Source organism: Vibrio sp. YT-15 (assembly GCF_033337445.1).
Classification (GTDB): domain Bacteria; phylum Pseudomonadota; class Gammaproteobacteria; order Enterobacterales; family Vibrionaceae; genus Vibrio; species Vibrio alginolyticus.
Genome location: NZ_JAWOQR010000013.1, coordinates 56,700 through 81,422, shown reverse-complemented (window position 1 = coordinate 81,422; position 24,723 = coordinate 56,700). Strand labels below are relative to the sequence as shown.

At 43.6% G+C, this 24,723-nt stretch carries 25 protein-coding genes; 3 read left to right on the top strand and 22 right to left on the bottom strand.

Annotated elements, in window-relative coordinates; all coding sequences use genetic code 11:
• Window positions 1-82 precede the first annotated feature (82 nt).
• The gene (locus R7D93_RS20005; RefSeq protein ID WP_225477970.1) at window positions 83-256 is read left to right on the top strand and encodes a hypothetical protein; all 174 of its coding nucleotides are present in this window, start codon (window positions 83-85) and stop codon (window positions 254-256) included.
• Window positions 257-359: 103 nt separating this feature from the next.
• Here the strand turns inward: R7D93_RS20005 and R7D93_RS20000 are convergent, their stop codons facing one another.
• The 19 genes from R7D93_RS20000 to mobI form a co-directional block, all read right to left on the bottom strand.
• Window positions 360-1,034 carry a hypothetical protein gene (locus R7D93_RS20000; RefSeq protein WP_225477972.1) on the bottom strand — a complete coding sequence of 225 codons (675 nt, stop codon included), beginning with the start codon at window positions 1,032-1,034 and terminating at the stop codon, window positions 360-362.
• Window positions 1,035-1,123: 89 nt separating this feature from the next.
• A complete protein-coding gene (locus R7D93_RS19995) occupies window positions 1,124-1,804 on the bottom strand; it encodes a hypothetical protein (RefSeq protein WP_225477974.1) in 681 nt (226 codons plus the stop codon).
• Entirely contained in the window at window positions 1,805-2,401 is a 597-nt protein-coding gene (locus tag R7D93_RS19990) for a hypothetical protein (RefSeq protein WP_225477976.1), read from the bottom strand.
• A 120-nt stretch (window positions 2,402-2,521) separates the two neighbouring features.
• A complete protein-coding gene (gene traC, locus R7D93_RS19985; protein WP_225477977.1) occupies window positions 2,522-5,137 on the bottom strand; it encodes a type IV secretion system protein TraC in 2,616 nt (871 codons plus the stop codon).
• Window positions 5,138-5,148: 11 nt separating this feature from the next.
• A complete protein-coding gene (locus tag R7D93_RS19980; protein ID WP_225477978.1) occupies window positions 5,149-5,778 on the bottom strand; it encodes a TraV family lipoprotein in 630 nt (209 codons plus the stop codon).
• Complete coding sequence (locus R7D93_RS19975; RefSeq protein WP_225477979.1) at window positions 5,756-6,619, bottom strand: hypothetical protein; 864 nt, start codon at window positions 6,617-6,619, stop codon at window positions 5,756-5,758. Before R7D93_RS19975 ends, R7D93_RS19980 begins: the two co-directional genes overlap by 23 nt.
• A 185-nt stretch (window positions 6,620-6,804) precedes the next feature.
• Window positions 6,805-7,254: a hypothetical protein gene (locus R7D93_RS19970; protein WP_225477980.1), complete on the bottom strand. Its 450-nt coding sequence runs from the start codon at window positions 7,252-7,254 to the stop codon at window positions 6,805-6,807.
• Window positions 7,255-7,377: 123 nt separating this feature from the next.
• On the bottom strand, window positions 7,378-7,773 hold the full coding sequence (locus R7D93_RS19965; RefSeq protein ID WP_225477981.1) for a hypothetical protein: 396 nt from the start codon (window positions 7,771-7,773) through the stop codon (window positions 7,378-7,380).
• Window positions 7,774-7,806: 33 nt separating this feature from the next.
• Entirely contained in the window at window positions 7,807-9,153 is a 1,347-nt protein-coding gene (locus R7D93_RS19960; RefSeq protein ID WP_225477982.1) for a TraB/VirB10 family protein, read from the bottom strand.
• Window positions 9,154-9,165: 12 nt separating this feature from the next.
• The gene (locus R7D93_RS19955; protein ID WP_225477983.1) at window positions 9,166-10,392 is read right to left on the bottom strand and encodes a type-F conjugative transfer system secretin TraK; all 1,227 of its coding nucleotides are present in this window, start codon (window positions 10,390-10,392) and stop codon (window positions 9,166-9,168) included.
• A gap of 23 nt (window positions 10,393-10,415) precedes the next feature.
• Entirely contained in the window at window positions 10,416-11,066 is a 651-nt protein-coding gene (locus R7D93_RS19950; RefSeq protein WP_225477984.1) for a type IV conjugative transfer system protein TraE, read from the bottom strand.
• An 11-nt stretch (window positions 11,067-11,077) separates the two neighbouring features.
• A complete protein-coding gene (gene traL / locus R7D93_RS19945) occupies window positions 11,078-11,392 on the bottom strand; it encodes a type IV conjugative transfer system protein TraL (RefSeq protein ID WP_053409744.1) in 315 nt (104 codons plus the stop codon).
• 68 nt (window positions 11,393-11,460) lie between these two features.
• Entirely contained in the window at window positions 11,461-11,850 is a 390-nt protein-coding gene (locus tag R7D93_RS19940; protein ID WP_017190581.1) for a hypothetical protein, read from the bottom strand.
• Between the two features lie 125 nt (window positions 11,851-11,975).
• Complete coding sequence (locus tag R7D93_RS19935; RefSeq protein WP_225477985.1) at window positions 11,976-12,971, bottom strand: S49 family peptidase; 996 nt, start codon at window positions 12,969-12,971, stop codon at window positions 11,976-11,978.
• A 49-nt stretch (window positions 12,972-13,020) separates the two neighbouring features.
• A complete protein-coding gene (locus R7D93_RS19930) occupies window positions 13,021-13,659 on the bottom strand; it encodes a DUF4400 domain-containing protein (RefSeq protein ID WP_225477986.1) in 639 nt (212 codons plus the stop codon).
• Window positions 13,660-13,668: 9 nt separating this feature from the next.
• The gene (gene traD, locus R7D93_RS19925) at window positions 13,669-15,540 is read right to left on the bottom strand and encodes a conjugative transfer system coupling protein TraD (RefSeq protein WP_072161358.1); all 1,872 of its coding nucleotides are present in this window, start codon (window positions 15,538-15,540) and stop codon (window positions 13,669-13,671) included.
• Between the two features lie 9 nt (window positions 15,541-15,549).
• Window positions 15,550-18,363, bottom strand: coding sequence for a MobH family relaxase (gene mobH, locus R7D93_RS19920; RefSeq protein ID WP_225477987.1), 2,814 nt, complete (start codon window positions 18,361-18,363; stop codon window positions 15,550-15,552).
• 15 nt (window positions 18,364-18,378) lie between these two features.
• A complete protein-coding gene (locus R7D93_RS19915; RefSeq protein WP_225477988.1) occupies window positions 18,379-19,086 on the bottom strand; it encodes a hypothetical protein in 708 nt (235 codons plus the stop codon).
• Window positions 19,086-19,580, bottom strand: coding sequence for a conjugative transfer protein MobI(A/C) (gene mobI / locus R7D93_RS19910; protein WP_053409738.1), 495 nt, complete (start codon window positions 19,578-19,580; stop codon window positions 19,086-19,088). Before mobI ends, R7D93_RS19915 begins: the two co-directional genes overlap by 1 nt.
• Window positions 19,581-20,647: 1,067 nt before the next feature.
• Here mobI and R7D93_RS19905 point away from each other — a divergent pair.
• Together R7D93_RS19905 and R7D93_RS19900 are read left to right on the top strand one after the other, a co-directional pair.
• Complete coding sequence (locus R7D93_RS19905; RefSeq protein WP_225477989.1) at window positions 20,648-21,730, top strand: PRTRC system protein D; 1,083 nt, start codon at window positions 20,648-20,650, stop codon at window positions 21,728-21,730.
• A gap of 12 nt (window positions 21,731-21,742) precedes the next feature.
• Window positions 21,743-22,129 carry a hypothetical protein gene (locus tag R7D93_RS19900; RefSeq protein WP_225477990.1) on the top strand — a complete coding sequence of 129 codons (387 nt, stop codon included), beginning with the start codon at window positions 21,743-21,745 and terminating at the stop codon, window positions 22,127-22,129.
• Window positions 22,130-22,242: 113 nt separating this feature from the next.
• On the opposite strand, the gene R7D93_RS19895 is transcribed toward R7D93_RS19900, so the two are convergent.
• The 3 genes from R7D93_RS19895 to R7D93_RS19885 form a co-directional block, all read right to left on the bottom strand.
• Window positions 22,243-23,496, bottom strand: a complete 1,254-nt coding sequence (locus R7D93_RS19895; protein ID WP_225477991.1) for a ParB/Srx family N-terminal domain-containing protein — start codon at window positions 23,494-23,496, stop codon at window positions 22,243-22,245.
• A gap of 2 nt (window positions 23,497-23,498) precedes the next feature.
• Window positions 23,499-24,431: a ParA family protein gene (locus tag R7D93_RS19890; protein ID WP_053409734.1), complete on the bottom strand. Its 933-nt coding sequence runs from the start codon at window positions 24,429-24,431 to the stop codon at window positions 23,499-23,501.
• A 105-nt stretch (window positions 24,432-24,536) separates the two neighbouring features.
• A partial coding sequence (locus R7D93_RS19885) for a hypothetical protein (protein ID WP_318129520.1) occupies window positions 24,537-24,723 on the bottom strand: 187 nt, incomplete at its 5' end.

Genomic DNA, 24,723 nt, shown 5'->3' with positions numbered 1-24,723 from the left:
GGGGTTGCGCGAATTTCAATCGATGCGATTATAAACATATCAAGACGATACATTAACCAACTAACTTTCAAAGGTGATAATTATGGCAGCAGTATTAATTCTAGTAATCGTATTAGGTGTAGTGGCTTTGGCAAACCAACCTGAGCAGAAAACTTACAAACACTACGACTTCTCAAAAGAGCTGACTCCTAATCAGGCGTTTGCTAAAGAAGTAGCTAAACACATCCCTACTCAAACAGCCATTCACCGCTTCTAAGGACGTTACAAAGGACTTTTAACTTGTAATGGACTTGGAGGTGTGTGGTGAGACACATAGAAACAACATAAGAGCGACCACGGTGTTTTATCTGGTCGCTTTTTTATTTCTCAAATTCATAGAACTGACTGTCGTTATCAGGGTCGTAGGACTCACCTTTCATAACAATTAGCCCATCCCGTATCACGTAGCCAAAATGAAGCACAGCTTTAACCGGTATTAGGTCGCAGTTAACCGAGGTGTACTTAAAGACCTCTAAGTTAGCCACGACTGAACTTTCATTAACTGCAAATACGCAGTACCCCTTTTGTTCAGAGTGTACGCACCACGTAGCCAATTGAATTGGTAAATCTTCTGGATAGATAACTCGCTTTAACCCTTTGTGCTGTACCGCAAATACAGGCATTTGTTTTGTGGCTCTATCAACACAAAGTGACTGTTCATCTATATCATCGTTATACAGACCATCACGTCTTTTCTCAGCCCACGATAGCCATGCGTTAACAGTGTCTTGAATGTTTAACCAAGGGATAAAATTCGTGCTGGCTTTAACTTGGTGTGCAAAAGGGATCATTGTGTTCAACATGCCGCGATTCGCAAAGCCACCAGCAAGTAAGATTGGGGTAGTTTCTAGGAAGTCGGTAAGAGCCTGCTTACCATTGGGAATTGAAGTGTTATGACTAAGGTGCTGCAAATGATTCATTGTTTCCTGTAACGCCTCCAGTTCGGCATCTGGCACCGGAATGGGTTTTGGCATAAACAGGTTTAAATGATTCATTGCAGCTTCCTAATAATTTACATCCGTAATGAGCTATCCTTGCTCTTATTTACTTGATTATACATCTAATTGTACATAAATGGATACCGTTAGAGCAGGTTACGGAGAATTACATCACGGGCATTTAAGCCGCTTGTATGTTCCCAGCCCATTTTACCAGAACTCAATTCCTTGGCTGTCTTAATACTAAGAAGATCAACACCTTCCGCAATAATCTCTTCGCCAAGCAATAACTCCAGCATTACCAATACAATTTCTTCACCAACCGCTTTCAGTTCACGCTTGTTTTTGAAGCCAACTTGTATCAACACTTTGCCGTTGTGAGGATTGCTCTTAACCGCAACCGTGACATCAGATAGCACCGCTCCAACTTCGTTAGCGATACTTCTCATACCATACTGTCCGGCCATGTCTGTCACCCAGTTTTGGGTAACCTCAGAATCCCACGGCAATGCAGGTAAGCGATATGGTGTAACCAACTCTCGATATTCTTCTGGGCAAGCTTTTGCAAGCTTCATAGCTACCTTGCGACCTTCTCCCTTCTCTTTTGAAGTTATAATGATCGCGTTTACCTTCGCTTCCATCATATCAAGAGAGAATTCGACACGTACTGCCGGGTGAAACTCTTGGGCAGACTTGTTTACTGCGTCATAACGGATCTGAAACTCTTCGTTGTGGCCTAACTTCACGCTTTCTTCCAAGAAGTTGATGTGTCCAGGGAAACGGCTCCAGAAATTCTCTACTGCTTGGGTTTCTATTTTGTTAGTCATTTAGCGTACATCTCCAGTTATCCATCTTAGCAATCTTGTTTTGTGAGCAGGTATCGCGGTATTGAATACCTGCATGCCATATGTGTGTGCAATTCTGATTGCAGTGCTCATACAGCCATGACAATCGTTTTGTCGTTGGTTCTTATCAAATGTAGGAATAGGCGCCCAGCAAATCATGAATCGACTAATGTCGTTCAAGTCGTCGCCCATTAATGCCGGCACATACGTTTCATACTCAAGCGCTCGTTTGTTCGAGATAGTTAAGTATCGGTCACGGTGTTGCACAGCCATCGCCATAATACGGCCACTCTTCATCTCTTTGAGCTGGTGGACGTCAAATACCTGCTTTGGGTTTAACCCAAACGTATCCACTTCTAAAGACGGCACATACAACTCTAGAGATGGAACGGACACTTCCTTAATATCTGCCGCGTCCATAGCACCGCGTATAAACGGCTCAGGCGAGCCTATAAGACCGCCTGTACGCATAGTGTAGCCTGACATCATAAGACGCTCAGTAACGACGCGCAGAAACTGTTTCTCGCTCTCTGGAGCATCATCAGAGCATAAGCCGGTAATGTATCGATGATTGTGCATAGCTACCTCTTACATTTGATTCCTACATCATCAGCCAATCTGCAAATCCCGCAATCCCTCCAATAAAGAAAAAGACACCCGAATTCGAGTGCCTTTAAGAGTACTGGAAGTAGTACCGTTCTACGCGGCCAACATAGCCTCTAGTTCCTCTGCAGAGAAATCATCAGTTTCCTCAGTGGAGGTTCGTCTACCGGTTGCGTGCTCTTCATCAATTACAGCTTGAATAGACTGTGCGATCGTCAGGCCTTGTGCTTTATATCGGTCAATCGCAGCAAGTTCCTTACCATCAGTGGTAAACATCAACTGTTGGTATCGAGGTACAAACAATCGACACACTTCCCTCGAGCTACCAGTACGGATATAAAGCTCAGAGTACTCACCTTTCACAGTATGGATACTCTTAAGCAGCGCGAAGTCAGTTTCGTTACCGTCGAACTGTTTGTTCTCTCGTACTTTCTCGATAACTTCTGGCTCTTGTCGTAAGAACACTTTGAACTGTGAGTTATCAGCCATAGCTCGGCCTACTTCTGTCTCATACGCATCGGAAATACTCTGCGTAATACAGATACCCGCAGCTTGGTACTTACGGAAACGACGCCAGCCAGCTTCCAAGAATTCCGCTACTGCTAAACCTGCACCGCCCTTGATCTTAATGTATTCCCAGGCCTCATCCAAAATGAACAACTTGTTTCGGTCTTTGCCTGACAGGAACATCTCGTGCTGGATACAGCTGATACACTGCAGAAGTACCGCAATCTGTAACTGTTTACGCGACTTAAGTTCTTCAAGCTCGATAACAACGAAGTCACCGGAGAAGTCTACAGGAGGGTTCTTATCATCGAAGAACTCACCATATGGACCATCTTTACACCAAGGTTCTAACTGGAAGCCAATATCCTTAACACGCGGCTCAGGATCGGCTTTACACATCTCGGCAAAGTCATCAATGGTCGAGTTGTTACCCTTCTCATTCCATAGTTGGTTCAACAACACGTTCATACGCGCCGTCTGGAAGTCGGTTAGAGTACCCGATGGTGACGCCATGAATTTCAGTAGTGACAATACCATGTCACCCTGACCGTCTTTACCCGCAAATTCGTGTATAGACTTGAATGGGTTTAGTGAGTACTTAAAGTTCTCGCCAAACTCTAAGAATCGCCCATTGTAGAGTTCACAGAGTTTTTCGTAAGAGCGACCAACGTCGATGATAAATACTCGGCCACGGTCTAGAGGTTTACGCTCGTTCGGTAGAGGGTTATCTCGATACAGTTTACCGCCGCCGATGTTTCCTGACGTCAGTACTTGAGACACCAAGTAGTTAATCCAGAAAGACTTACCTGACCCCGATGCCGCTGCGGTAAACATATTATAGTTACCATCAGAGGTGAACGGGTCGAAACAGAACATCTGGCCATCACGAGTAACTAACGGCACTACCGGGCGCCCAAGACCATTACCCTTCCATGAAGCAATCATAGGTGTGATGTACTTCAATGCATCCGAGGCGAAGCGGTTAAATCGGTGAAGGTTTTTAACTGTCGCTTCATCACAACCCATAGGCAGAGATGACAGATAGAGTGGTAAACAAATGTAGCGGTCTTCCACAAACTTCCATTTACGCTTAGATGCAAATGACTGTACATCCATGACAGACTTTTCAGCTTTGGCTTTCGACTCACTGAATATGATCATCTGCAGGTAACAGTTGGCAATCTGCGCGCCCTTGTTCTCCAAGGACATGAAGAATTCGTCGTAGTCCTTCTTCTGGAAGCGGAGTCGGTCAACCCACTTAGCAATCGGTCCTGATGCCTGGTGCGTTAACCAGCCACGGTTCTTGGTAAACTCACGCTTAGCTTTCTCCTGTGGCGGGAAGTGAATGTTTAACGTCATCAAGAATGGCTCACGTAAGCCCTCTCTACCTTTACGCCAATCACACACCAGGTCATAAATATCACCAAAGGTTAATACCTCCGGGTATTTCTGCACGGAGAGCATCTTAACGAACGAGCCCTCACCCTTCTCTACGTCACCGAATTCCAAGCCATCTTGGTGGACGAAACAACTGCCACCTCTCTCCATAACTTGGTAACGAAGCGGTACACCTGCATCATGGCCCTTAACACCTTCACGCCAATCAGCATTCTTCGCTTGGTTATGTAAGATCTGCATCCGGTGAACATAAAGTTCAGGTGTCATGTCGTCCGGGTGCGCCCCAATAGATTCAAGCGTTGATTTAAGCTGTAGGTAAAGACGACGGAACGCGGTCAATTCGGCTTTTGAAGGCTGTTGCTTTTTGAGTGGCATCTTGAAAGATACCCAAACCTCATAGTCACGCACCTTCAAGCCTGTTACTGGGTGTAGTGGCTTATCCGTACTTTCTTCATAGTACTGGTATGTAGTACGACCGATTTCATCGTACAGCTCACCCATTTCACCTTCGGCACGGCCTTCACGGATATTCTCGAATCGTTCGAGTATCCACTTAATGTAAGGGGAACCAAACAAACTCACCTGTAAAAAACTGTCTGCTGGAAACTGACGCTCGTAAAGGTCATCCAGAGAGTTCATTAGGTCGTTGTTTACACCTGTCAGTGGTTGACAGATAAAAGTGAAACCAATGTAACCACCGTCAAGTATGTACCCGTTCATCTCCGGGATATACTCAAGCACAGGTAGGACATCACCGTATTGGTTATGCCCTACTATAGCGTTATGTTTATCTAGGATTCCTGCCATATCGCTACCCCTTACTTAACTGGTCGTGGTTGCGGAACAGGGACAGGTTGAATGATACCCATGCCGTTATCTGCTACTGGGTTATTGCGGCGTTCTTCCTCTTGGGAAATCTTGCGAATGCTTAGTGGTGTAATACGCGCTGGCGCCGTACTCGCACCGCGGCCAACTACCCAACGACGCTTCTCGATTTCAACGTAGGTATAACCAGGAATATGTAAACGACCTGCATCGTCTTCCCATGAATTCATCAGAACACGCAAAACTTTTGCTGGTTGACGAACTGCAATAGGTTCTGGAGCTGCTAACTTTGAACGATTTGACTGGTAATCGCGGTAGATGGCTTGGCGCTCAGCTGGCGTACCACCAGGATACGGCATTGGCTTAACTTCTTTATCTTCGTCATCGTCTGACTCATCTTCGTCTTGAAGCTCACCGTTACTGCGTTGACGAGCCTCTTCCAAATCCTTCTTGTTATCCGTCAACTTCCAGATTTCACGCGCACTCGTACAGGTGATACCGCCACTTTGTGCCTTCGGACACTCTGTTGGGTCTTCACCTATCTCGAACATGCTAGAACAGCCTGTGCTCATTAGCGTGATACCAGCAAGAATCAGAGCCTTACTTAGATGCTTTAACATCATTTACGATTACCTCTCCAATGTTGTCTACGTTTCGGCTCATGAATTCAGAAAGACTGTCAGGTGTCCCCTGCAGTTGAAGTCCATCAGCTCTGATTAAATAAGGAAGACCTTTGATTTGCAGAACGCCTGCAACACCAAGGGCTTTGATTAAGGGGTCTTTATTACAAGTAGGGAATATTTCTCCAGTAGCACTCTTTTGAGCCATCAGTTCATCAAGTGATTTCTGACGGTCTTTGGCGCACCAGAGTTTTAGGGATTCGTTGATTGATTCACCACCAAGCAGCGGAGCAAGAACAATCTCAAAAGAGTATTTGTCTGCCATAGCTTTCATTTGGTCGAAAAGCTTTACGTTGAAGTCACCACTCGGATCTACCAGCAGCGTCACGTCAGGCTTATCCTTCTTTAAGCCATAACGAAAGCTAGCCAAATCACCTGTATGAACTCCGAATCTGTCTAGCGTTACCATCCATGCAGCTTTTGCATCGGCCTGTGTGTTGATTGGACGCTTGTTCCACATGTCATAAACTTCAACGTTGCCGCGTATGGCTATACGAGCCTTCGAATCCATTAGTAACTTTTCGCCCTTATCGTTCTCAACCATAATTAGGTCGTTAACCGGAAGGATTTGAGTCCAATGGAGTTTGTTGAAGTTCTGGAGTGCAGTCTTAACATCCAGATCGCTCATGCCACCCACCAATGCTTTAGCACTCAACTTACCTTTAGCTGCTTCTTGCTGGGCTAATCGTTCCGCTTGGTCGAGCAAAGGGTCAGCCATTGCATTGCTGAACGTTAGCGCTGCTAAAGTACCAACCAATGCTTTTGATACTCCCCGTAGTCTCATAATTACCTTCCACCTAAAATAATCCGTAGATAGTAAGCATCCGGGGTTTCGGTTGTGGCGATTATGTGGGTCGAATTAGAGGGAGTTATTTGTCGCTATCAACAAGTAGCGTTAGAAAGGTTTTTTGACTAAAAAAAAGGCCCTAAACATGTTAGGGCTAAATTGGGAGGTGTATTGGAATTAGATTAGAACAATTCTTCCATAGCTTTCGCCATTTCTACCGCGTTAACTCGTGATTCGATTGCTCTCTGTGATGGTGCTATACGAGCGGTTGTTACCGTGACTTCTGCCTCGATGTTATAACAACGTGCAGAGTGCTTGTTATCGCATGGCGCCAAGCTTTCACTTAGTATGTGCATATCTGTCACACGGCCTGTCGAAGCGCTCTTTGTTTCTGTAATACCAGAAGATAAGTCCATTTTTGTGACTGTCAGGTATTCAAATTCAGCTTTACTTAATGCTGACTTTTTAACTTTTTCGATTGCGCGCTGACGACCAGTTTTTGACGTGTCGTATTCTGTCAGTTGGTAGCTAGCGCTAGTTACTACTTGTTGTGCTGTGACAGCAGCTTGAGATACATGTGTACCCATTACTGTCAGTGCCAATAGTAGAGCTTTTCCTAAGCGTAGTTTCATAAACGTTATTACCTCTGCATTACTTATACGCCTAGTTAAACAAAAACAAATCCTTCTGCAAGTTTTTCTTGCGCATTCAATACAGGCAGTTTTGCAAAACAACCTGTATTTCCTTTACTCAGACTATTTGCCTTCTGCCTGTCGAATCATTTGGCTCATTTTCTCAGGTGTTGGTACCATGCCTGAATACTTGCCAATATCACCAACAACACTTGCACTATCAAGCACTAGGTAACCCTTCTCGTTATAAAACTTGATAGTTGTTTCTACTGCCTTAATTGCCAGGTTATCGTTACGTCCTTTCCACTCGTTGGCTACCTTAGCCAAATCAAGTACAACAATCTTTGGAGATACAGCTGTCTGTTGGGCAAGCACCTTGATTTCATGATCAACCTTGTCGAGTCGTGACTCTGTATTACCTGTTAACACAAGGAACTTAAGCACTAAGCCAAAAGCAACACAAAGCACGATTGTCCAAACTGTCAGGATTCCAAAAAGACTCTTCTTCGTAACGTTCATATACATTCTCTTAATAGGGTTGTGGCCCCTAGATTACTCTAGGGGTAGTTTGGAACCGCGTTGGATAATAAAGTCGATAGAGATACCAGGGTTAACCTCGATATAAGGTTTCATCTCTTCTGCAAGTTCAATGTAGTAGTCAGCTAATCGTTCCATCGCATCACCAGCACCTTGTAACGCCGCGGTACCAGCCATTGATTTCATGATCTCTGGGTTTTGCATTGGACCAAAGATACCTGTTTCGTTATCGCCAATACTGTAAGTAGATTGACCCGCTAAGTTGGCCATGCCGCTCAAGAAACCTGCCCACGCCGATTTCATTGCTGCCTCACCATTCTTAGAAACTAGACGTCCCGGAATACCGTTACGACCATCACCACCTACTGCAAATGCATTTAGATTCGCCTCAACTGCTTTACCTGCATCCGTTACACATGAGATCGCTTCTGCTCGTAAGTAAGCACGACGACTTGCGATGTCACCAATACCAGAAGCAACAATCACACACTCTCGAATATCAGCGGTAAAGTTGTTTGGTAGCAGAGCTTCCTCTTTAATTCGAAGAATTGCGGGGAACGGGTCACGCTTAGTCGAGTTACCTGTTGGTACGTCCATACCTGTTACAAGTACACCACTGATAATTGAACCAGCCGGCAAGAAGATTTCTGCCTTATCCTTGGTCTTATCTTTGTCAGTGTCTTCCTCAACAACCTCTTCTTCAACCTCTTCGGTTACTCGTAGTTCTTTAATCTCACCCGTCGCATCTTGGAATCGGTCACCAGTGCTATCGATGGTACGGATACCAATACGCTTGTGGTCAATAACCTTTGGCATAACTTTCTGTACAGCATTTGCCATTGGGTTTGTCGTGGCTACAGGCTGTTGCGTCTGGGTAACAGGCTGTTGTGCTGGTGGCGTAAAAATTGGAGAGTTCTGATTACTAACTTGTTTCTGAACTTCCTCAGAAGCGGTTTTCTGCACTTCCAACTCACGCTTAAGGTCGTTCTGGTTAAAACGTAGCGACTCAAGCTCTTTCATTACGCGACCTTCCATTTGGCGCATTTCTTCTTCGCGTTCGTCGATAGCTTTCTCACGCTCTGCCAATTGGTCTTCCATTAAGCCGTAGATTTCATCCATTCGACCTTGGTCAATATCGTCAGCGCCATCTTGTGTAAAGAAGTTAGCTTCTACACGACGAGATTTTTCAGGAACAACTACAGCACCATTATTGTCTTTGCGAGTACCACCTGTATCGATGTCGTCAGTACTAAATGCAATAGAGCAAATGATACCTAGTAGTACCGCCCCCACTACGCCGTAACGTACTTTAGGGTTCTGCCATTGCTGGTTAGCTTTGCCTTTCAAAGAGGTCATATCCATTCTGATTCCCCCTTAGTAAGAACTTGTTAAACGTGGTCGAGTACGAACGCGCTTAAGTTTTTCGTTGTAAAGCTTGTCACGCAAAATGTATAACTCTGTGGTTTCACCCGGAGCCAGTGTTGCACGGTCAAACACACCAACAGCAATTACATCATCAGCCAAACAGTATTCTTCTCGCACTTCGCGGAATCCATTGATGTCATTTTTAACCAGAACGACATCGATAATTTCTCGGCCACTAATCATGCGCTGACCAACTTCGTGGTACATCCCCATACGCACGATGTCACATGGGTAGCGTTCCTCAGCTGGAATATCGGTAGTAATGTCGAAGCCATTTGGAATGTTACCGCCCGCAACTTCTGACAGAACGCTGGTGGCACGGTCTTCATGTTCAGTATTAACTCGAGGGTCGTTCTTAACAGTTGGACCTTTACGCGCTTCTGTAAGGAAATCGTTTTTCTCTTTATCGGATTTCAGTTTGGCGATGTATTCAGAGTGCTTTGCTTTAGTCTTTGCATCCATTTTTACTTTGACGTCTACCATTACTGGTGGAACATCCAAAGGCATAAGAGTTAGGCTTACCATCGTTTCTGGCATACCGCGCTCACCGACCATTAGACCGATTGGAGCCTGACTTAAAGGCGTGATGTAAACAAAACCGCCATCTGTTTGAATTGGCACTTCCATATCAGCGGTTTTAACAACGGCATCAACAAAAGGCGTTGCGATTCGGTTTTGAAGCCCTGCAGCAACAGGTAATAACTCACCGTGACCAGGCTCTATAGTTACTTCTTGATGTGGTTTGTATTTTGAACGTACTGAGTCAGTAATTGGGTCAGAAGATCCTTTAACCTGTGGCACTGCAGACGGAACTGGAGTTGCCGCAATAGCTGGTGGCTGCCCTTGCTGTGTATAAACTGGCGCAGTATCTACGGTTTTAACCTTCGTACCTTGAACCACTGGCATACCATAAGAGTCTACGGTTACCGGTTGCTGCGCTTGTTGTGAAGCCTTGTATTCCGCAACAGATTTTGCAGGCATACTTTTAGCAACAGCATCCATAATCGCTTGGTCTACAGCATTGGCGACGTTTCCATTTGAACCAGAGATGTCAACGGGCACTCGGCTTGCGTTCATTGGTGTAACAGGTATGTCAGCTGCTACATCTTTCTCTGCAGCAAATGCAGATGATGAAAAGGCAACAGTAAGCAACATTGCCAAGGCTGATTTATTCATAGAGTTATACTTCATTTGGTTTTCTATTCCTCGGCCTGTTTATTTTCTTCTTCCGCAGCTTTCTTCTCTTCAACTTGCTGCTGTTTAAGTTCAACTACGCGCTTACGTGTATTTGGTGCGCCTGCATATTGTGAAAAATGGGTAATCTTAGGCTGACCATTACGTGCGGCGATTTTGATTTCGTATGTCCACTTTTGAGTAGTTGTTGCGCCAGAGCGTGTTGAAGTGGTTTTCTTGTCGCCGTAAACCCAAACGGTATCTACTTGCGAGTTGTAAATTAGATCTAATGGTGTGAAGTTTTCCCTTACACCACGAACCTTGAGGGCTTCTACCTGAGATAGAAGTTGGCGTTCATAGTCATCAGCGTCACGTGCTAGGAACATTTTTCTCAACGTATCGACAACGAATGAAGCGTTACGATCGGAGATGTTGCCTGCCATGTTCGCAGCAAATAAGCCCCACCCTGTTTTGTAGGATTCGCTTGCCTTATTGCCTGCCATTGTGATTTCTTCTGTAAACGTTGGCGGCACTACGATGACAGTTTCATCTTTGCTTAAAGCGGCGTAAGCCAATGCCACTACTGCAATGGCCAAAGCCAAGTTGCTTTGTACTAGAAATCGAGATAAGGCTACGCTTGAGCTCCATGAGCGCAGCGCATTGGAATTTTTAAACACTTATGGTGCTCCTATCTGAAAAGTTCTCTAATGAGCGGGTCAGGCATTGAACGCGTGGTTTTCATTGGTAGAATCCCGTGCCACCATGCAATGTGGTTCAGAATTCCTTTGGCGTATTTGGCTTTAATTCTTCTAGCCACGTAGAAGTACAAAAGCCCAACAGGTAGCACGTAGTTGATAGCATCAAACGGCACACCTAAAGCAAAAGAAAGGATGATTGGCCTTACTTCGTCTACGTCCCAAAAGATAACCATCATTGGTTCATTGACTCGCATTGGGAGGTAATGCTGGTCACTTCTAAGCGCTTGCTGTTGTGAATCTTCCATACATTCTCATTCATCAAAATTGGAAAAATTAAGACGCTGAAATGATCAGCGCCTCAATCAAGGGTTGGTTAGCCACCAATAAGTGGTAGTAACGCAGCTGGAGCGTCAAAAATTGTTGAAGTCAATGATGAATCGATGATCTTGCCAGCGTTAGCTAGTACAAGAACTGACACAACACAGCCAGCGAAACCAACTAGGTTTGGCTTAACAGTTGAGAAGAACACAACACCCATTACCATAAGCATCATTAGGATTTTGCCCGGAGCACCACCAGCTAGACCTTTCACTTCGTCCCACATGTCAGCAAATTCACCTTCAAGGGTACCGGTCGCGGCTAAGGCGTTGAACGCTAGGGCAAATGCCACTACACCAACAAGCGCAACGAGAAACATCATTACTTTCTTGCTATCGAAGCCCGCGCCAAGCATGTTTTTGTCCATTACTGCAGTATTTTGCATTTTCTTAACTCTCTATATTAATCACGTAAGAATGGTAGATTGATCGTGTCTTAATGACAGAGGGTAGAATGCCAATAAAAAAAGCCCTACACAGCGATTATGTAGGGCTTTTTAGAGGTATTTAATTAATATGTAGGGGTTAGGGAATTGCTTTTAACGTCAGATTTGAACTCGTGGTAGATTGACTCTGAAATCATATCAACCAATGTACTCGCATCCATTGAAAACAGATTAGTCAACTTAAACTTCTGTCGTCCATGATATATGTATTTATCAACACCAAGTTGTTTTTCCAAGTACGCTTCTATCTCCATCGGGGTCTTTACACCATCGATTAGACCAAGTTCAACAGCTTCTTCACCTGTCCAGATAAGCCCAGAAAAAATATCAGGCTTATCAACCAACCTGTCGCCTCGGCCTTTCTTTACTGCATTTATGAACTGCGTATGGAGTTTGGTTAAGATAGAGTCTTGTATGAACGCCCTTTCCTCTTTGGATACTGGTTTAAACGGGTCCATTAATGCCTTATGTGTGCCTGCATGGAATACTCGACGTTCAACTCCAACTTTCTTAATCACATCTTGGAAGCCCCAACCATCCATACGTACACCGATAGACCCCACCAGCGATGAATCCATTGCGTAGATTTCGTCTGTTGCTGCCGCAATGTAATAGCAGGCACTTGCACATGAAGTTCTAACTGTCGTGTAGATTGGTTTTGTGTTTTCTTCTGAGAAACGGTACTTCATGATTGTTTTATAAATCATCTCCGCGTCACTTGGAGAACCACCAGGTGAATTAGCCTCAATTAGTATGGCCTTTACATTATCGTCTTCAATAGCGTCAGTGATAACTTGGCTTACTTTCCAACCATCAGTTTCACGGTTCCCTGTTTCAATTGGCCCTGTTAGCGAAATGACAGCGATGTGAGGCCCAATCTTTTCACTTGCCGTATCGCTAAGAGTGTACCCAACACTAACCATCATCATGATTGCGATAGCGCCAGCCTTAACGCCGTCGGTCCACTTTTTAACTTTTAGATGACGAGCAGACTCTTGAATGATTGCTTCCTTAAAGTTTCTTGGTTCTTGTACTTTCTTTCTCTTTCTAAAGGGGAACATCTTTTAAAACTCCGTGTATGAACAGCCCCCATTGAGAGGGCTTATAAAATCAGAAGACCTTACTAACGTTGCTAAGTGCATATCTGAGTGAGAAACCGAGGATTACAAACATAATCGGCGGCAGTAGAACTCCGAACACGCCTGCCGCGGGGAAAATGAAGTAAACATCGATAATGAAAAAGGCAAACATCCCGGCTTTAACCCAGATACGAAATAAGTTCGCACTGGCAATACCGAACTCGTACTGCTTTGTTTTTCGTTTGTAGTAACCATCCGACGCCAAAGCGAAGATGAATGGAGCACCAAGTATTAACCAGTGGAAAAACACCGCCATTCTGAAAACCGTCTGGTAGAACATCAGCTTTAAGTTTTCAACGATTCGAATCATTGGTGTGCGCCAGAATTCCTCACCACCAACCCCCGTAATCTGTACTGACTCTTCCATAGAAGAAACAACACCGGTTTCTAAAAATGCGTAGCTATACATGTCAGCTGCATTCTGTAATACATGAGCTGAATCTGTAGGGCCAACAACACCTTTAAAGGCGTTAATTTCAGCCTGTAAGGTTTGGCGGTAACCCTCTGGTGTCATCATAATCAACACATACGCAAGTGAGATCATGGCAACAGCTCCCACCATTCTGGCAAAGAAGTTTTTCTGCTTATTGGTATCTTTATCGCTAAACATATTTAGTCCTTACGCAGCCTTGAGGAACGGAATACGCCCCTTCACCTTACGGCCATCAGATAAACGTGCGATGTATTGGAGGTTTGGTAAGTCACCTAGCAAAGTTGCAGGGAAAACCTTCTCGCGGGATTGACTGAGCTGCTCTTTCAACCCACCAGAGAATTCACCTAGTGCACCTGTAGTCGATGTACCAGAGTTCAAAGAGAACCCAACTTCACGGATGCTGGCTTCACCAAAGTTCTCTGTCGCATATTCTTGTGTGATGTTGTCGTTCACACGTAAACAGAATAGGTTTGAGGCTAGACCAAGGATACGACGAGCCTGTGCCTCATTGGTTTTAGCAATATAATCGGGCAAAGTTTGGCTACTCACATACAACTCAAATTGCGCGCCCCTAGCGACAGCTAACATATTGATTAGTGGGTCATTTATACATGCGTGGGCTTCATCTACGAACAAGCTAACGCGACGTCCTTTACCTTCTTCATAGTTGTATCGACGTGCACTTGCCGCACAAACATCAGCAAGAATTAACTTACCAATTGCACTTGCTACCATTGAGTCAGACAAGCTATCCAGCGCAACATACAAAACACCACCAGTTCGAACGAGTTTATCCGTGTCAACGATAGGTCGTTCATCATCGGTTTCATCCATACGTAGAGTTGGAGATAACAATTCATCAAGTGGTTTAGATGTCAGCTGAGCAAACAATGGTGCTGTCGAGCCTAACATTTTCGTCATGTGTTCTTGAGGGTGTGACACCATCTCAACAATACCGTTGACCGCAGGGTTTGGATGATCAGCTTGCAGATTTTGCGTGTAGTAAAAACACATTCCAGCGATCAAGCTGCCCTGTCCCATTTTCTCGATGTCTTTACCCATAGTGGTAACCCAATCAGGCCCCAAAACTTCGCAGAACAATTTATCAAGGCATCGTTTGGCTAGTTGGAACTTGCCGCTCATTAGGTAATAGGCAATATTCGTAAGTTGCGGTTTCTCGCCAACGTATAACTGAGCTTCAATAACCTGATAAATACATTTCCATGCGAATTGAACATATGGGTCTGATTCCGCTTCGCCCGGAAGCAACGAAGACAAGCGAGACGCGAGCTCAGTGGTACGAACATACGAAGTTAACGGGTCAATCCTACAACTCTTACTTGGGTGCGATGGATGGAAGAAATAGAACTTATCTTCCATACCAAGAGCTTTACATTCACGCTGAATTGTTTTTCGCCAATCCGCATCGTTTTTTGGGTCAATAATGATTATTACGTTCCCACGATGAAGCGCACCACTTGATAACATGTTTAACAGCGTTGTTTTTCCGGTACCCGGATTTCCAAAAATTACTGAGTGAGCATGGAATACGCTTTCATCTGCTGTAACTTCCTTTTCCTCACCAAGACCATGTATCCAAGGACGACCACCTAGCTTACGTGTGGTTTTTTCGTACTTCTTACTGAATGGGCGAAGCACCAACGGCAGCTTTATCTCTAGATAGTCCGTAGACATAGACATAACTTGATAAGCACGTTGGGCATGTTCTGGCCCCCAGGGAAAGCCACGCCCAAGAAACGCGGTATCCTTCTTCTTGAGATTTTTCTCTCGAAACTCCAGTGCACTGATTACGTAAAAATAATTAACAAACAACTTGAACTGGCGCTTTAACAAAGGCAGGCCTTGTTTAACGCGAATTCCAGATTGAATCATCATGTACCCAAAGAGGATTACATGAATAGGTACAGAAGTGTCTAAGGCCAATCCCCCTGTAAACAGAGTTATAAAGCCACCAAAAAACCATATCTGCGCCTGTTTTAGTTCGAATACTGGACGGAACATGTTTTCCATCCAGAATTGTTTACCTCTATCTATCATTGAACCTCACTACCCAATTAGTTCTTTTCGAATCAAGAGATGCTTCTTACGCCCTGAATCGGTTTCTAAGTCAGTCACTCCATCAGCCATCAAAGTCAGTTCCTTAGATAACCCATTTCGACTTGCCCCCGGGCGTACATCTTGAATAAATGATTTGATAGCGCCTTGGGCGTAAATCCCCCAATGACGGCCATCTTTTGTTTTTTGCATGAATTCACATCCAGCTTCTGATTTCGCATTTAGGTACGTCATAAGCATGGTGATTTCGTCTTCCTCTCCAACGGCTTGACCTCCTGTTATTTCAGGGGTTGGAACAGGCTGTTTAGCGTTGTTGTTACCTTTAGGATCTTTTGGGCTTAAGGCATCACTTTTTGGATTAGTTACTTTGACGGTTTGGCTTTGTTCCTCAGCGGAATAGTCAATGTTCGTGATAGTTATCCCGAGCTCTGAACAAATTTGCTGGCTAACTGGTTTAATGAGAGAAAAAACCATTGCCTTATGGCGACCAAATGTTTTTCGCTGAACAAGTAGGTTTGGTTTCAGCTTGTCGTAATCGAGTAAACGCTCATTCTTCAAGGTCGATGAAATTGGACCCGCCTCAACATCGAGCACTTTTGTCATCATTTGTGTATCGATGTGCAACTGGCCATCGGTCAGGAAGATTCCCTTACCTGCTTCAACACTCAAATCGCCATTTGCCATTGCATTTGCCAAATCAATTAGGAACGAATCAGCTTGAGAGCGACCGTGTTTTTTCTGCCCTAACCAACCTTTCGGCTGTGCAGCTTGTGGTCGTTCTTTCTTAAATGCTTCTTTCCGCTTAAGAAGAGTTCCCATAGGCACAACACCCTCAGTTTTTTGTGCTTGTGGTTTTCTAGGTTTGATTTGTGAGGCTTCTTGACTTACAGATTTAGTAGGTTCTTTATTTGCAGCAGTCTCCATCTCAGGATTATGTGAAAGCTGCGTTGCTTTCTCCGTTGAAGGTTTATGCTCTACTTCCTGTTCCTCAAGCAGATATGCTGGCACATCCATATCACCACCAGCCTGAGACTGGAATTCACCGTCGTATTCATCGGCCATCAAGAACGCTGGCACTTCCATATTTGCGTCATTGCCGGTATCAACAGCTTTATGAGTAGACACCTGCTTTTGCGTTTCTTCGATTGGCTTCTGTTTGTTTGGTTTATCTTGTTGTGCTGGAGCACCCTGATTAGCAAACACTAAACCTTTGTTACTATCAGTTGCTTTAGGTGGAGTTGATGCCTGTGTAGAACTATCTTTTTTATCGACTGTTTTTTTAGCCGCCTGTTTCTTGCGTGGCTTCTTAGGTTTACTTTCTTCGGCTTTATTTGAGGCATTGGAATCCACTGACCCAACATCTGTTTCAGATTCAGCCTTAGTAGTATTTTTCAGATTCTTACGCTGCTTTGTCGCTTCACGGCTAGACTGTGATTCCGATGCACCTGTGTTTTTTTCATCAGCATCATGCTCTGGATCAATCTCAACAACAGAACCATCTTTTCTATACTCAAGTGACTTGCCATCGTTATTTAAACGCAAGACTCCAGGTACCGATCTAGGAACGGGCATGGTTTCGTATAGTAGCCCCGGCCAAGCAAGTTGAATGACACGTTCTGCTCCAGTCACATCTTCCATTTCTGGTGTAAACATGCTGTATGTAACGCTTTCATCCATCCGATTAACCAAATTACGCTCTTCCAAAATCTCCAGAATTCGCGTTGGGTTTACAGGAACATCTACCTTGTCTTCTTGTAGTTGCTGAACAATCAGTTGAATTGACTTAGGCCACGCTAGATAAACTTCCTCACCAATAATCCATATATGACCTTTGGGCTTATTTACATCCCAACTATCACGAAGCCGGCGCATTGCTTTAACAATTGCGCTTTCCAATGGGTAGCGACGTTTACCAATCATTTCATGCCACTGAGTTCGAATATCTTTTTCCGTACTCGCGCTATCAGCTTCACGGATGCACGTCTGCAGATAGCCATCACTTCCACCGTAATGTGCAAGTGCATGGTTGATAGCTATTGGAAGTTCATCAGAATTGTCCATTAGATAGAACTTGGCTTCTGGAGTGAGAATCCATTCCAAAACTTGGACACTTAAATTTTCGTGTTTTTTATGGCGATGCTCAGGCTTCCACGTAACACGGTATCGAGATACTTTGTTTTCGTGAGCCCAAGAAATTAGGTCAGAAAGGTATGGGTTCCAGTCTTCACCGGTATCAACATCATATACGCGCATGTCGTATAGAATTTTCCCTGCATCGTGTAGCAACCCACAAATCCACGCTGCGTATTGCCAACGTGGTTTTCTAGCCTGCTCTTCATCTAAATGACCAATTGCTGGCAACACTTGTTGCTGTGAACGGCGCAAACTGTTGAGTGCAACCTCTAAACTGTGACGAGCCAAACCACCAACATCACTATGATGGTGGTTTTCAGATGCAGGAAGTAAATGGACATATCGAATGTAGTTGGTAACAACCTGACGAAAAAGTGTATCGAAGTTAAGCTGATACTCTTTCTTCTTTTTGTCACCTTTTGAGCTCCCCTTATCCTCTTCTGGGTCAGGCAGACCAGAATCACGATGCATCAATCGCAATATCTCTGATTGAGAAGCAAGTATTTTTTCCAATGTGATAACTGGAATACCTTTTGTTTCTGGCGGGTATCGAATCAGATCTTCAATAGACAGTTCTGGTGCAGGCATAACTACACTACCAGTATCAGGAGCCACCCTTTCGGCAGCTCCTGATAACATTTTGTGTACCGCACCTCTTAAGCGGCTAAGCATGAAGGACTCCAATCACTACGCTGCTGTTGCAGCGGCTTCCTGCTCACCAGTTTCATTCTCTTGGTGCTCTGGAGCTTCTTCGTTTTTGATTAGAGCCTGCATTAGTTCGTTGTATGCATCAGGATTGTATAAACCACCCTTACGATTACGTGATGCATTGGTAACGTAGTAGATACGATTGACCATTGTACGAATAGTATTGATGGCTTGGCCTTGAGCGTTCTGCAGGTGAACGTCTTCCAATTGGCCAGATAACCATAGGAACTCTATCTCTCCCATAACGTTATCAATCATCTCTACCAGACCAATCAGTTTCCAAAAAATTGGGTGAGTGATCTCAACGACGTACTTGTAGTTTTCAGGAACCTTTGGACGAGGCACATTAGTCACAATACCTTCGCTATATTTTTCCTGCTGTACAGATAATGCGTTAGCACGCTCAGATGCATTGGCGATTACACTTTCAAACCACGTATCCAATCGCTCACGTACAACTGTGTCATTCGCTGTGAACTGGATAAGACCTGCTACTCGTTGGAATGCCCCAGCTGCTGCTCCACCATTACGTGACATATAATCCAGCATTGCATTTGATTGCACTTGCAAGGTGTAAGGAACTGACTTGCGTGTTTGCACAAACTCATTGCGTCTTTGCTGTGGTCTGCGCGCAGATGGTCGATTGCCTTGTTCCGTTCCATTTTGTTGTGAATTTTGTTCTGCCATTATTCTTGTTCCTCAGAGTTCAGTGTTTCTGTTTCGGTTTTATCCATTTTTGAAAGGAGACGACTTAGATAAGCCTGAGCTCCATGCACATGTTCAATTGCATAACGTAAAGGGCGAAGTTTGTTTTCAGCTTCTTCAATCATCTCAAGTTCCCAAGGTTGAGCCTTTTTAGCGAACTGGGACATTTGATATACCGGACCCTTTCTAGGAGCTACTCGCTCACCCCACGATTTCTTTCTTCCCCCATAACGACCAGGCCCGTAAAAAACCCACTCGATATATGTCTTACCCGTTCGAACGGTAATGCGAGGACCATAATTCCCTCGAAGATAACCTTCTGGAGCCCCTTCTTTTCGCTCACGCTCTTGGAGTTTCATATTCATCATTCTGAATTCAATCCAATAGCCATCAACAACCGTGGTTGCCTCTTCAATGAGCTTTTCTAAGGTGGTTCTAATTTCTGCCCTAGCAGTTTCGATTGACTGTCTTGGCATACGCCCCCTCAAACCTCTTTTTATTTTTCAATCTCTACACCTATTTGCTCGGTGCCGTGTTTGATTATTCCGGCAACGGGTGAAGGAATGACCTCCACGTTCAGTTCGGTGCCGGGTTTGCATTTCCTTGATGAATTCGTAAAAAACGAAGAGGAAAGTGCAAGCAAGCCCTGCAATAGTTCGGTGCCGAGTTAGCTGGATTTCGGCAATGTTAGAGATACGTCTCTTTTGCAGTTCGGTGCCGGGTTTAATGCTCATTAAACTTCGTTGTTTTTTGACATATCCAGGCGCTGAAAATTAACGTCTAATATCCGGCACTAGTTCGGTGCCGACATTGCTGGTTTCCTGCATAAGTTAGGTTTAACTCAACACTCTAGTTCGGTGCCGAGTTAGTCCCGACCGACTTACAAACCACAAACTATCTCAAGTTCAACAAATTTTGTTTTATCAAACATCCGCACCGAGTTCGGTGCCGACTTTTATGCAAATCGGCAAATTATGAACAAATGCAATCATTCAGTTCGGCGCCGACTTTAATCAAAATATTGAAGAATTTATGACTGGAGATTTTGAAGGAGTTTTCTTGCAACCGTGGTGATTATCTAGCCTTATTTGCACCACTTTAATTGGTAATTTGGGTTCGATTTTCTATGACTAAGTTCTAAATGGGACGCTCATAGGTATCAATTACGTCGATATTTTCTGATATTGGCTTACCTAACATCAGCATCAGCACTACTAACCATAGTAAAACGCTTGATTTGCTCGTTTTTTATTCGCTTCTAGCCCAATTCTTTTTAATCAGTCAAAAATCTCAATGGTGACGGGTGTTCCATGCGACTCCCTAGAAGTCATGTAGGACACTTGCTTGTATTTGGAAATATTTTGGATTCTATTCAAGAAGTCTTGTGTGACTTCATGGAAGTCACAACGAACACTTTAATGAATCTATTGCAATTTCAATATGTAGCGTTTATATTTCAGAAGTCCCACGCGACTGCTATAAGGTCGTAGAGGACACCACCCAATTTTTGAATGATGGTTGAAACCATTTACTGGAGTAAAATATGACTGATCCAATCGTTAGATCTGTTGAAATTGGCTACGGCACGTCATCTACAGTGACTGGAGTAACAAAAGAAGGCTTTGTTATTCGTACTTACCCATCCGTACCAGTACCTGTTAAGTACAGTAAGCAGAATTTAGGCAGTGACATCCTTAGTTCACGTAAAACCGTTGTGGTACCAGTAGGTAAAAATAAGTATGAGGTCGGTGAAGATGTTCACGCTTCTTCTGACCCGCGATCTTCTCGCGTGTTAAACACTGAGGGATACATTGATTCTGAGCGATACAAAGCATTATTACTTGGCGCTCTAAAAATGATTCCTGATGAACAAGTAGATTTGCTTGTTTGTGGTCTACCAGTTTCGGTTATGCCTCGCCGTGAAGAACTAAAACAAATGGTAGAAGGAAAGCATGATCTTGGCGAAGGCCGTGAGATTACTATTAAGTCAGCTTGGGTTATTGCACAGCCACTAGGTGGTTTATTGGCTTATGCGCGTGAAGGCGGTCAAGGTCGCTTTAATGAAATGAAGAATGAAAACCTGCTTGTAGTTGACCCAGGTTACCTAACTGTCGACTGGCTTGTTACTCGTGGTCTAATTGCCAATGAAAACCGTTCTGGTGATTATGAAGCTGGCATGTCACGTGTATTGGCAACCGTAGCAGATGCTGCATTAGAGGTGTTCAAAGAGCATCCGTCATTTACACGTATCAACGACATCAATGTTGAGCTATTAGATCAAGCGTTTGTAACTGGTAAATTAAAATTGTTTGGTCGTACTATGGATTTCCCAGTTCATCAAGGATGCGATAAAACACCGCAATTTGATTTCACAGATGCTATCAATTCAGTTGCGGAAGAAGCAATCTCAACTGTCGTAAACAAGGTTGGTGACGCTCAAGATTTGGACCGCATCATTATCGTAGGTGGCCCGGCTGCGCTTTACAAACCAGCTTTACAGAAAGCATTTCCAAACCATGATATTCAAATTCTTCAAGATAGCTTGCGTGCAAACGTAATTGGTTTCCAAGAAGGTGGCATGCAACGAATGAATGCAATGGTGAGAAAAGGTCTTTTCAAGAAGTAATAGGAGCATGTTATGAGTAAGCCTCAACAGCTTCAAAACGACGTAGAGTTTGTAAGATGTAATCTACGTGTACTTCAAGACATCCACCCTGACCTTTTTGACCATCTTTCACGAATCAATGAAAAGGGCCGAGCGGAAGAAATTCGTTATCTAATGAGACTCGGCTTAATGGTTAAGAATGGACAGCTAGGAGGATTGCCTGCAGTAGCATCACCAGTTCATCAGGTAGTTGCTCAAGATATTCCAAGTAGCGCACCTACATCGGAAACAATAACGAGTAGTGGCACATCGGCTGACAGTCAATCAAGTTCGAATGTTACCAAGCCAGCAGATTCGAATACTGTCTCCCTCGACCAAAGTGATCTTGATTTTGGCGATGATTTGCTAGATCTAGACTAATCCAATATTCCAAACCACTCTACTGGCCAGTAGGGTGGTTTTTTTTGTGTTTACTTTAGTCTTTACTTCACATTCGAATATAAAAAAAGGTCACGATGTGACCTTTATAATTCCTAATCTTCTTGTTTCATCTCTTCAAGAGCTTTTATCGTGGCATCGAGACATTGGTTTACTTGTGCCCTATCCTCCCAATTAACCTCTTCCCAGTTGATACCTTCAATCTCCATTTTAGTTATGTCGCTTGTGAGAAGCGTTTTAACTACATTGGTATTCTTGATTCTTGGCGGGACATAATATTTGGCTTTACGACCTCTTCGAGTCTCATTTTGTGGTTCTTTACCTGCTTGGGAATCGTCATTCTCGTTACTTTGGTCATTGCCATTTAAGCCCAGATCAGAATCATTTGGTGACTCTAGATCTTCGTCTTCATTAATTAATTTCAAGTATTCAGGAACTGGCTTGGAATTATTTAAGAACATCTCTGCTAGGTTCATCTTAACAGCTAGTTCTTCATCTTCCGTTCCATCTGATAATTTGAGAGCTTCTTCAAGTTCCCGGATGGTCATAAAGTCAATGCCATCACGAACGGCATCATAGATGAACGGGAATTTGTTTAGCATCAGATATCGGTAGAAGGACGCATTTTTCAAACCCATCAACTTCATGGTTTCGACAGCCGTCAGATCTTTGGATTCGTCTTCTTTGATTTCATCATATGCCATTTTAAAAGCATATATTTTTTCATGAAGAGCCAGATCACTTCTGGAGTTATTCTCAGCAAACTGTCTTAACTTAGGAGACTTTGGTTTCTGTCTGTGTACCTGGAACGGCCATACACCATCCCATCCAGTTAGATATACAACTGAATAAAAACGTCTATGTCCAAACACAATTCTGTAATCAGTACCTCCGACACGGTACACCTCTATTGACTGGTAAATTCCACCACCCTCACGGATCTGTTCAGCTAGTAGAACTATTTCATCAATCTGAGTTTGAATGTGTTTGTATAACGGATGGTTTTTAGGGGTCTTATTAACTATGGTTCCTTTATCAATAATCACATAAGGCTTACCGACATTTTCTGCCTGAGCAAGAAACATAGCCTCAGCTGTTGGCCTGATAACAGGAAAGTCACGAGCATTCTGAGGGTCAGGACTGACAGAAGCGATAGCTAAATCATCACGGATACAATCTTTAGCACCTGTATTGATTGCTGGTTCCCAAGGTTGTTGAGACTCTTGATTTCCATTGTCTTGCTGTTCCTGTTGCTCACGTACTTTAGAACGAGCTTGCTCCATTTTATCGAGGCCAGATGAACGTCGATTACGTCCTCTTACAGTAACTTTGTTTTTACTTTCGGCCATAATTAAACACCAATTCTTTCACTTACAAATTTGTATAACTTAGTCATTTCTTCCGTAGCTTTAACATCTTTCTTTAATGAGAAAACTTCTTCTAAGTTATCTGGCTTACGTCTAGGTTTGAAAATCACTCGATTCACTAAAAAGAAGTCATCCGGTACAAGATTACTAGTATTTAGTACCGGTTCGTATCGACTCACATTCTCAATGAGGTTTGTGAATTGTTCTAACTCACTATTAGTCAAACTACTAGAACGAACGAGGTTCGGAATAACACCAACAACGTTTATTGGTTCGTCAGTGGATTCATTGTTGATTCGAATTGTTTCAAGTAGATTCGGTACAGCCTCTACAGAATCATATTCCAGCTGTGTCGGAATGATCACGTGTGAACACTTTGTCATAAAGCCTTCAGTAATCGCTGTCTTACTTGGTGGTGAATCAAAGATAATAATATCAACTTCATCCAAGTCACCTTCTACTTCAAGGTATGTTTCTGTCAATTCAGAGATCAGTGGAATGTATGCATCTCTATCAGAGAAAACGTCATTCAGCCTATCTACACGCCCCTCAGATGGAAGAACTTTCAAGTTAGGTACATCTTTAACTGGGTAGTATACAAATTGACGATCGAAGAGTATGTCTGAACTCGTTGAGTAACCATTCCACGTGCCGTTATCTGGGTCGCCATCTACGTAGTCTGGATGTAATGGCGGTAATAGATATGGCAACCCACTTCTATATTGCATCTCTAAGAATGTTTTACTGGAGTTTTGTTGGCTATCAAGGTCAACTAAGACAACGCGATACTTCTTACCTTTCTTATCTACTCCGCCGGTTGCAAATAAGTATGCTAACCAACTCGCAATAAAAGTCTTACCCACACCACCCTTATGGTTGTAGCAAATAAGCGAAATGGGCTTTCTAGATTTAGCCATAAACACCAGTTCCTCTTGAATAATCTAAGCTTTTAGTGATATTACGCCACCAGTTAGGCCTTATCAATAAATCTATGCCATAATACCCCAGCAACATCATGTTTTTTATATCCTGACTGAAAAGTAGTACATTTTTCGGTTCGATTGGCCGTTTATATTTACTTTACCTGATTGTTGTTGTTTATAATTTGAACAAGCCTTGTAACTATAGGTAATTAATTTTTTAAAAATTAAAATAGCACCTAACCTATTGATATATATAGATAAAAAGGTCTTTTTGCTAAAGTCTCCC

Bases quoted from the DNA above. Each gene is read 5' to 3' on its own strand.
- R7D93_RS20005 (WP_225477970.1), top strand. From the start codon at position 83: ATGGCAGCAGTATTAATTCTAGTAATCGTATTAGGTGTAGTGGCTTTG.
- R7D93_RS20000 (WP_225477972.1), bottom strand. From the start codon at position 1,034: ATGAATCATTTAAACCTGTTTATGCCAAAACCCATTCCGGTGCCAGAT.
- R7D93_RS19995 (WP_225477974.1), bottom strand. From the start codon at position 1,804: ATGACTAACAAAATAGAAACCCAAGCAGTAGAGAATTTCTGGAGCCGT.
- R7D93_RS19990 (WP_225477976.1), bottom strand. From the start codon at position 2,401: ATGCACAATCATCGATACATTACCGGCTTATGCTCTGATGATGCTCCA.
- traC (WP_225477977.1), bottom strand. From the start codon at position 5,137: ATGGCAGGAATCCTAGATAAACATAACGCTATAGTAGGGCATAACCAA.
- R7D93_RS19980 (WP_225477978.1), bottom strand. From the start codon at position 5,778: ATGATGTTAAAGCATCTAAGTAAGGCTCTGATTCTTGCTGGTATCACG.
- R7D93_RS19975 (WP_225477979.1), bottom strand. From the start codon at position 6,619: ATGAGACTACGGGGAGTATCAAAAGCATTGGTTGGTACTTTAGCAGCG.
- R7D93_RS19970 (WP_225477980.1), bottom strand. From the start codon at position 7,254: ATGAAACTACGCTTAGGAAAAGCTCTACTATTGGCACTGACAGTAATG.
- R7D93_RS19965 (WP_225477981.1), bottom strand. From the start codon at position 7,773: ATGAACGTTACGAAGAAGAGTCTTTTTGGAATCCTGACAGTTTGGACA.
- R7D93_RS19960 (WP_225477982.1), bottom strand. From the start codon at position 9,153: ATGGATATGACCTCTTTGAAAGGCAAAGCTAACCAGCAATGGCAGAAC.
- R7D93_RS19955 (WP_225477983.1), bottom strand. From the start codon at position 10,392: ATGAATAAATCAGCCTTGGCAATGTTGCTTACTGTTGCCTTTTCATCA.
- traL (WP_053409744.1), bottom strand. From the start codon at position 11,392: ATGGAAGATTCACAACAGCAAGCGCTTAGAAGTGACCAGCATTACCTC.
- R7D93_RS19940 (WP_017190581.1), bottom strand. From the start codon at position 11,850: ATGCAAAATACTGCAGTAATGGACAAAAACATGCTTGGCGCGGGCTTC.
- R7D93_RS19935 (WP_225477985.1), bottom strand. From the start codon at position 12,971: ATGTTCCCCTTTAGAAAGAGAAAGAAAGTACAAGAACCAAGAAACTTT.
- R7D93_RS19930 (WP_225477986.1), bottom strand. From the start codon at position 13,659: ATGTTTAGCGATAAAGATACCAATAAGCAGAAAAACTTCTTTGCCAGA.
- traD (WP_072161358.1), bottom strand. From the start codon at position 15,540: ATGATAGATAGAGGTAAACAATTCTGGATGGAAAACATGTTCCGTCCA.
- mobH (WP_225477987.1), bottom strand. From the start codon at position 18,363: ATGCTTAGCCGCTTAAGAGGTGCGGTACACAAAATGTTATCAGGAGCT.
- R7D93_RS19915 (WP_225477988.1), bottom strand. From the start codon at position 19,086: ATGGCAGAACAAAATTCACAACAAAATGGAACGGAACAAGGCAATCGA.
- mobI (WP_053409738.1), bottom strand. From the start codon at position 19,580: ATGCCAAGACAGTCAATCGAAACTGCTAGGGCAGAAATTAGAACCACC.
- R7D93_RS19905 (WP_225477989.1), top strand. From the start codon at position 20,648: ATGACTGATCCAATCGTTAGATCTGTTGAAATTGGCTACGGCACGTCA.
- R7D93_RS19900 (WP_225477990.1), top strand. From the start codon at position 21,743: ATGAGTAAGCCTCAACAGCTTCAAAACGACGTAGAGTTTGTAAGATGT.
- R7D93_RS19895 (WP_225477991.1), bottom strand. From the start codon at position 23,496: ATGGCCGAAAGTAAAAACAAAGTTACTGTAAGAGGACGTAATCGACGT.
- R7D93_RS19890 (WP_053409734.1), bottom strand. From the start codon at position 24,431: ATGGCTAAATCTAGAAAGCCCATTTCGCTTATTTGCTACAACCATAAG.